Below are 993 nucleotides of genomic sequence, written 5' to 3'. Positions count from 1 at the left end.
TAATTACAATAATTTCTTCTTTTTTGTTCTCGATTGCTAGGCGAATGGTATTCCCTAGCACCAGAATAACAACCAGTGCGAGCATTATTCCGATAACGCTTACTGCTTGCTGAAGCATATTAATGATCGACTGAAGCCGCTTTACCCAAACCACATCGAGTATCGCACTTTCGATTTCAGGAAGAGTAATTAGAGCATCTTTGAGCTGCTCAATATGCTCAATCGTATTTAGAGCATCTGATGGGCGAACAATAATGACATGCGGCAAGGGGTTGCTGTCTAAGTAGTCGATTGCATCGGCAAACTCGAAGCGTTCTTTAAAATTGCTCAGCGCGCTATCGTTATCGATAAACTGGCTGCTGGTGATACTCTTTCTTTTTGCAATATCGTCAGCAAGCCTTTGTCCATCAATAAGCGGCACGCCCTTTTTAAGTAGGAGCGTTATTTGTGCGCTGCCATCCCAATCTTCACCTAGTGATTCAATATTGCTTAAAAGGCTAGTCAACAAAGCTGGCAGAACCAGAGCTATGCCGAGCACTGCACAGGTAAAGAGACTGGCAATGGGTGTTTTTAGCAATGACAGCAGAGTCGCCTTAGCCACCTTTTTATGGTGTTCTATATAGTGGTTTGCAGCACTTGGCGGAGGAGCAGGTCGAGCGCCTGAAGATTTGGGTAGCTCAGCCATTAGTCATCTGCTCCGGCAAATTGAGAACGTGAGTCGATCAGACTTCCTTGCTGAAGCGAGATTACGCGATAGTGCATATGATGAATCAATGCCAAGTCGTGGCTCGCTATCAGTACCGTGACGCCGACTTGATTGAACTCGCTAAACAAGTTCATGATTTCGGCTGAAAGCTCGGGGTCGAGGTTTCCGGTTGGTTCATCGGCTAACAAAACGGGAGGTTTATTGACAACGGCTCTGGCAATACCGATACGCTGTTGTTCACCGCCTGAGAGCTGAATGGGTGTCATTTTCTCTTTTGAAAGCAAACC

At 45.8% G+C, this 993-nt stretch carries 2 protein-coding genes; both read right to left on the bottom strand.

The features are described 5' to 3' along the window. Positions 1-685: ABC transporter permease (locus A3766_RS26915; protein WP_197479779.1), on the bottom strand; the 685-nt coding region annotated here is incomplete at its 3' end. Then, positions 685-993 (bottom strand): cell division ATP-binding protein FtsE (locus tag A3766_RS26910; protein ID WP_156509179.1); only part of this gene is annotated, 309 nt, incomplete at its 5' end. The genes A3766_RS26910 and A3766_RS26915, both read right to left, overlap by 1 nt.

The organism is Oleiphilus sp. HI0132, from assembly GCF_001635845.1.
The sequence above is the reverse complement of the archived record's forward strand: the minus strand, read 5'-3'. Positions and strand labels throughout refer to the sequence as shown.